At 68.0% G+C, this 6,000-nt stretch carries 6 protein-coding genes; all 6 read right to left on the bottom strand.

Annotation, left to right across the window (positions count from 1 at the left end; genetic code table 11):
• A partial coding sequence (locus GJ695_RS20425) for an FAD binding domain-containing protein (protein ID WP_154367961.1) occupies positions 1–1,003 on the bottom strand: 1,003 nt, incomplete at its 3' end.
• 10 nt (positions 1,004–1,013) lie between these two features.
• Entirely contained in the window at positions 1,014–2,042 is a 1,029-nt protein-coding gene (locus GJ695_RS20420) for a porin (RefSeq protein WP_154367959.1), read from the bottom strand.
• A 55-nt stretch (positions 2,043–2,097) separates the two neighbouring features.
• On the bottom strand, positions 2,098–2,670 hold the full coding sequence (locus GJ695_RS20415) for a hypothetical protein (protein WP_154367957.1): 573 nt from the start codon (positions 2,668–2,670) through the stop codon (positions 2,098–2,100).
• On the bottom strand, positions 2,667–3,377 hold the full coding sequence (locus tag GJ695_RS20410; RefSeq protein ID WP_166455261.1) for an LLM class flavin-dependent oxidoreductase: 711 nt from the start codon (positions 3,375–3,377) through the stop codon (positions 2,667–2,669). Before GJ695_RS20410 ends, GJ695_RS20415 begins: the two co-directional genes overlap by 4 nt.
• Positions 3,378–3,501: 124 nt before the next feature.
• Positions 3,502–4,185, bottom strand: a complete 684-nt coding sequence (locus GJ695_RS20405; RefSeq protein ID WP_154367953.1) for a TetR/AcrR family transcriptional regulator — start codon at positions 4,183–4,185, stop codon at positions 3,502–3,504.
• Positions 4,186–4,267: 82 nt separating this feature from the next.
• Positions 4,268–5,917: a methyl-accepting chemotaxis protein gene (locus GJ695_RS20400; protein ID WP_154367951.1), complete on the bottom strand. Its 1,650-nt coding sequence runs from the start codon at positions 5,915–5,917 to the stop codon at positions 4,268–4,270.
• Positions 5,918–6,000: the final 83 nt, after the last annotated feature.

The raw sequence follows: 6,000 nt of genomic DNA, 5'->3' as shown, positions 1-6,000 counted from the left end.
GCACGCGCGCGTTGGCCGCCGCCTTGGCGGCGCCGCCGGCGGTGTGCGGCCGCGCGATGAAGGCGGCGTCGCCCAGCAGGATCGCGCGGCCGAACACCATGCGCGGCGCCGCCAGGTCGATGATGGTCTGGATAAAGGGTTTTTCGGTGGCCGCGATCAGTTGCTGGAACACCGGCGCCAGCAGCATTTGCGCATCCTCGCGCAGCGCCTCGGCGTCGCGCGGCTTGACGGCGCCCGGCGCCACCGAAAAGCGCCGCAGCGTGCCGCCGGCGTCCGTCATCAGGCGGCACAGCTGCGCGCCGGCGGCGACCTTGCGATACCAGACCCAGTTCCAGCGCCGCCTGCCCGGCTGCATGGATTCGTCACGGCCCGGCACCATGTATTCCAGCAGCATGTGGCCATCGCCGTGCTGGAAGGCGAACACGCCTTGCAACAGCTCGCGCACCGACGCCGCCACCTGCGCCTCCGGCACCAGTCCGCGCCACGCCACATAGCCGGCGTAGGTCGGCATCAGCCCCGGCAGCACTTGCGCGCGCACGGCGGACGACGGCCCGTCGGCGCCGATCAGCAGCTCGCCGCTGGCCTCGCGCCCGCTGGCGAAATACGCCGTGACGCCGCCCTCGTGCTGCTCGAAGCGCAGCAGCTGTTCGTTGGCGTGCACCAGCCCGGCGGGAAGTCCCCGCTTCAGGATGCCGTACAGCAGATTCCACGACGACTGCGCCTGCGGCGCATGGCTGCGCTGCACCACCGCGCCGGCCTTGTTCAGAAAGATCCGGTCGCCGGACGGCACGCCGATGGCGCCGCCGGCGTTCAGGCCGGCAAATTCGATGGCCGCCAGCACGTCCGGCTGCAACACCAGGCCGCCGCCGCGTCCGCTCAACTCGCTCGCCGAGCGCTCGAACACCTCGACCTCCCAGCCGATGGTGCGCAAGGCCGTGGCGGCGAACAGGCCGCTCAACGAGCCGCCGATAATGAGCGCGCGCGGCGGCCCTCCGTTGCCCATGCCGATCCCCTTAGAATTTATGACGCATGCCGAGCGCGCAGGTGCGCGCCCGGTTGACCGTGCTGAGACGGTCGGTCTGCAGCACCGCGTACAGTTCGGTGCGCGGCGACGCGGCGTAGTTGTAGCCGACGGCGCCGGTGTTGCGCCGGGTGTCCGCCAGGCCGTCGCCGGTGTTGCGCGTCCGCGCCCAGGACGCCATGATGTTGCCGCTGCCGGCCTTGACCAGGACACCGAGCTGGCCGGTGCGGGCGGCGCTCCGCGGCACGGCGCCCAGTGCGACGTTGTACGAGGCGTAGGCGCTCCAGCCGTCGAAGCGGTAGCTGCCGCCGGCGAAATAGCTGGCCTGCTGCGACTGGCCAGGCGTCGCCACCGCCTGCCCCACCCGCACATTCTGGGCCGACAGGAAGGCCGTCAGCGCACCGTCCGCATAACTGAGCAGGGCGCCCAGGTTGCCGGTGCCGGCGCCATAGCGCGTTTCGCCAAGCGACCCGTAGACGGCCGCCCTGACATTGCCAAGCGCCGGGCTGGTGTAGACAATCGCGTTGTCCCAGCTGGTGTCGCCGTACACCGTGCGGCCGGTGGCCGGCCCCCACAGTTGCGCCATCAGCGGCGCCAGCCGGATCGAGCCGCCGAAAGGATTGGATTGCGCCGTCGCCAGGAACAGCGGATCGAGCACCCGCCCGAGCTTCACTTCGCCATAGTGCGTCTGCAGGCCGACGTAGGCGTTGCGGGCAAACATGGCGTCGTTGGGCGCGCGCCCGGCCGTGCCGCTGTCCACCTGGATATACGACTCCAGCGCATAGATCACCTTGACGCCCCGCCCCACCTCCTCGGCGCCGGCGATGCCCCAGAACGAGGTTTGCATGCCGCCGCTGTTGACCGACAGCGTGGACGGCCCGGCGCCGCTGATCTGCGACGGGCCGGCCCACACATCCAGCACGCCGTAAAACTGGGTGGCGGACTGCGCATGCGCGTCGGTGGCCAGCAGCGCGATCGGTATCGCCGTCAACATGCCCGCTTGCTTGAAACGTCGTTTCATGACGAACCCTTCTTTAATTGATCGAATGATTATTTGATTGGCAAAAAAAATGGCGTTAGCGCCCTGCCAGCTTGCGGGCGAAGCGCAGCGCTTCGCCCTGGATGCGCTCCACGCTTGCCACCGAGCGCTGCGCGACCTGGATGTTGCGTTCCGCAATCTCGCGCATGCCGTGCATCGCCTGCACCAGCGAGTCCAGTTCCTGCCGGTCGCTGAACGGCTGGCGCGCCAGCCGTTCGACCTGCACCGTCACCGCCAGGATGCGCGCCGCCAGGTCGTCCAGGGTGGTCACCGGCGGCGCGGGGTCCCCGATGCCGCGCCGCCAGGCCGGCTCGCGGCCGTCCACCAGAACGCCGATATCCAGCGCGGCCCGGGTCGCCCGCTGGGCGATGCGCCAGGCAGCATCCAGCGACGCCTGCTTGTCGTATCGCGACTGCAACGGGTGCTGGCTGCCGCTGGTGCTCCAGTTGAGCAGCAGCTGCGTGTACTGATGATTCGATTCCATGGTCCGCTGCGAGATTTCCGCAATCCGCCTGAGCAGCGTGTTGCTCTCGGTGAGCAGCTCGGTGCCGCGCACCGACAGTTCGATGGCGCGCGACAGGCGCCGCTTGCGGTGGGTACAGGCGGTCATGGCGCCACTCCCAGCGCCAGACGCGGCACCACCTCGGTGCCGAGTTCGTCCATCACGTCCAGCACCGGCCGGCCGTTGCGTACCAGGTGCACGAGGACATGCGCGACGCCGGATTCGGCCAGCCGTTCCAGCGCGGCGGACAGCGCGATGCGGCCGCCGCGAAAGCCCTGCCGCGACTGCTGGGCGGGCGCGCCGGCGCGCTCGTCGAGCTCGAGGTGCAACTGGCGCACCACCGGCTGCAGATCCGCCCGGCCGTCGATATGCAGCACCGGCACGCGCTCGGCGCCCTGTTGCGCCAGCAGGGCTTCCAGATGCAGGCGCGCCGGCTCGGAATCCTCGGCCAGCGTGACGCCCAGCATGCAGCGGCCGCCGCTCATGCGCTGCAGCGAGCGGGCCGCGCCCAGCCATTGCGGCATGCCGTGGCGCGGAAGCTCCAGCCGGGCCGCCAGCGCCACACCGGGCGCCGCGGCGCCGATGGCGGCCAGCCACACGAAGGGATCGTCAAGTATCGCGTCGCCGGCATCGGCGCCGGCGGGCGGCGACTGGCTGGCCCACAAGGCGGCAAAGCCGTAGCGGTCGGCGCGCCTGGCCACCGCCAGTTCGATCGCCACGTCGGCGGGCTGGCCCGGCTTGCGCGCCGCCGGCGTCATCAGTCCCATCGTCATGCAGCCGCTCTGGAACAGCTTGGGGTGGACAGGGTCGGTCATCGCGCACATCCTTGGGGTTAGGGATGTGGCAAGTCTAGGGGAAGGTCAGGCCAGGGAGAATCCCAACGCGGCCGAAATCACCTTTGCGCGGATCGCAAAGCCCGCCCTCCCGCAAGGGAGGCGGCTACTTGCGGATATTCTTCAGCACCGAGGGCGCGCTGGCCAGGAAGGCCTGGAGTTTCTGGTCGATCAGGCGTTCGATATCCTGCGGAACCGGCAATCCGTACACCGACTTGCGCATGCCGACATAGAAGATCGCCGCGTGCAGTCCCCACACGAACTCGATTTCATCCTCGTATTGCTGCTCGGTGGGTTCGGCGACCTTGAATTCGCGGCGCAACTCGGCCAGCACCACATTGAAGATGCGCTCGCGCAGGCGGGTCAGATAGCGGCTGTTGATGCCTTCGCGCGACAGGCCGGCGTGGATGAAGATGCGGATCCAGTCGCGCTGCAGGATCACCTTGCTGTACTGCTGGTAGAACTGGTGCAGCCGGTCGGCCAGCGGGCGCTTGCGGTCGGCCAGGATTTCTTCCCATTCGGGATTCCAGCGCGACAGATAGACTTCCTCGAACACGCGGTCGGCCAGCGCCTGCTTGTTCGGGAAATAGCGGTAGAGCAAAGGCTGGGAGACGCCGATTTCCTTGGCCAGGTCGCGGGTGCTGGCGCCGAAACCATACTCGGCAAAGTAGCGGATGGCTTTCTGGACGATGAGCTGCTCGCGTTCTTCGGGCGCCAGACGCGGTGTCGGCGCCGTGGGCGCCGTCGAGGGAGTGCGGGCAGAAGCTTTTTTTGTCGCGGGCGATCCCATGTCTGGCTCTCAGTAAAAGAGCGCCAAGTATAGCCAGCCATGGATCATTTGACAAATCAGGCGGCAACCGCGCCGCGGGGCGTCAGTTCATGGCCAGCTGCGGCACCGCCTTCAGCGCGTGTTTGCGGTGCATGGCCGTGCGCGACAGCGGCTCGCCCGACGCCCTGGCCGCCACCGGCTGCGCTTCCAGCTGGAAGCTGCCGACCATCTCCGACAGCGACGCCGCCTGGTCGCGCAGGCTGGAGGCGGCCGCCGCCGCCTCCTCCACCAGCGCCGCATTCTGCTGCGTCACACTGTCCATCTCGGTGATCGCGGTGTTCACATGGCCGATGCCGGTGCGCTGCTCGCTGGAGGCCTCGCTGATCGCCGCGATCACGGCGGTGACGCGGTCGACGCTGGTGACCACCTCGCCCATGGTGGCGCCGGCCCGTTCCACCATCAGCGTGCCGTCGCCGATATTGCGCACGGCGTCGTCGATCAGCGCCTTGATTTCCTTGGCCGCCTCGGCGCTGCGCTGCGCCAGGCCGCGCACTTCGGTCGCCACCACGGCGAAACCGCGCCCCTGTTCACCGGCGCGCGCCGCCTCCACCGCCGCATTCAGCGCCAGGATATTGGTCTGGAAGGCGATGCCGTCGATGGTGCCGATGATGGCTTCGATGCGCGTGGCGCTGGCGTTGATGGCGGCCATGGTGCTGACCACCTCGGTGACGGCCTGGCCGCCGCGCTGCGCCACGCCGGCCGCGGTCTTGGCCAGCGTGTTGGCCTGCGCCGAGTGTTCGGCGTTCTGCGCCACCGCCTGCGTCAGCTGCTCCATCGAGGCGGCGGTTTCCTCCAGCGAGCCGGCCTGCATCTCGGTGCGGCTCGACAGGTCCAGGTTGCCGGTGGCGATCTGCGACGAGGCCGCCGCGATGGTTTCCGCGCTGCCGCGGATGTCGCCGATCATGCCGGCCAGGTTTTCCTGCATCCGGCGCATGGCAAACAGTAAGCTGTGCTGGTCCTTGCTGTCGGTGATGACGGCCACGCTCAAATCCTTTTCAGCGATGCGCAAGGCCATCTCCGCCGCGTATTCCGGGCTGCCGCCGATGGTGCGGTGCAGGCTGCGGTTGACCGCGATCACGATGGCCGACAGCAGCAGGCACACCGCCGCCACCATCACGCCGACCTTTTGCAGCGAGGCGTAGAAGGCCTGGTTGATGTCGTCCACATACAAGCCCGTCACCAGCGCCCAGCCCCACGGCTTGAAGCTGACCACGCGGCTGAGTTTTTCGGAAGGCTCGGTGCTGCCGGGACGCACCCAGAAGTACGACAGATAGCCCTCGCCGGCGGCCGAGGCGGCCGTGCTGGAAATTTCACGGAACACGTGGAAGCCGTTCGGATCGGTGAAATCGCTGAGATCCTTGCCGTCGTTTTCCGGGCGGGCCGGATTCTGGATCGGCCGCGCGTCCATGCTGATGATCACCAGATAACCATCTTCGCCGTAGCGGATGCTTTTCAGGACTTCCTTGGCGCGGGTCCGGGCTTCGGCCTCGCTGATCTTGCCGGCGGCGGCGTCCGCCGACAGGCCCTGGACGATGGTCAGCGCCGCCTTGGCGACGTCCGCCAGGTCGGCCTTGCGTTCGGCATAGCGCAGGTCGCGCGCCTCCATGACGTGGAAGACCGAAATCGCACACAGGCATACCAGGCTGGCAATCAGCGGCAACCAGAGCTTTTGCTTGAACGTGATCTTTTTCATACCATTCCCTTTTCTAGACATCGGTCCACCACCGGCGGCGGCATGTGCTCACATTAATTGATCGTGTGATCATTATCAAGCTG

It is taken from the genome of Duganella alba (assembly GCF_009674495.1).
Classification (GTDB): domain Bacteria; phylum Pseudomonadota; class Gammaproteobacteria; order Burkholderiales; family Burkholderiaceae_D; genus Rugamonas; species Rugamonas alba.
The sequence above is the reverse complement of the archived record's forward strand: the minus strand, read 5'-3'. Positions and strand labels throughout refer to the sequence as shown.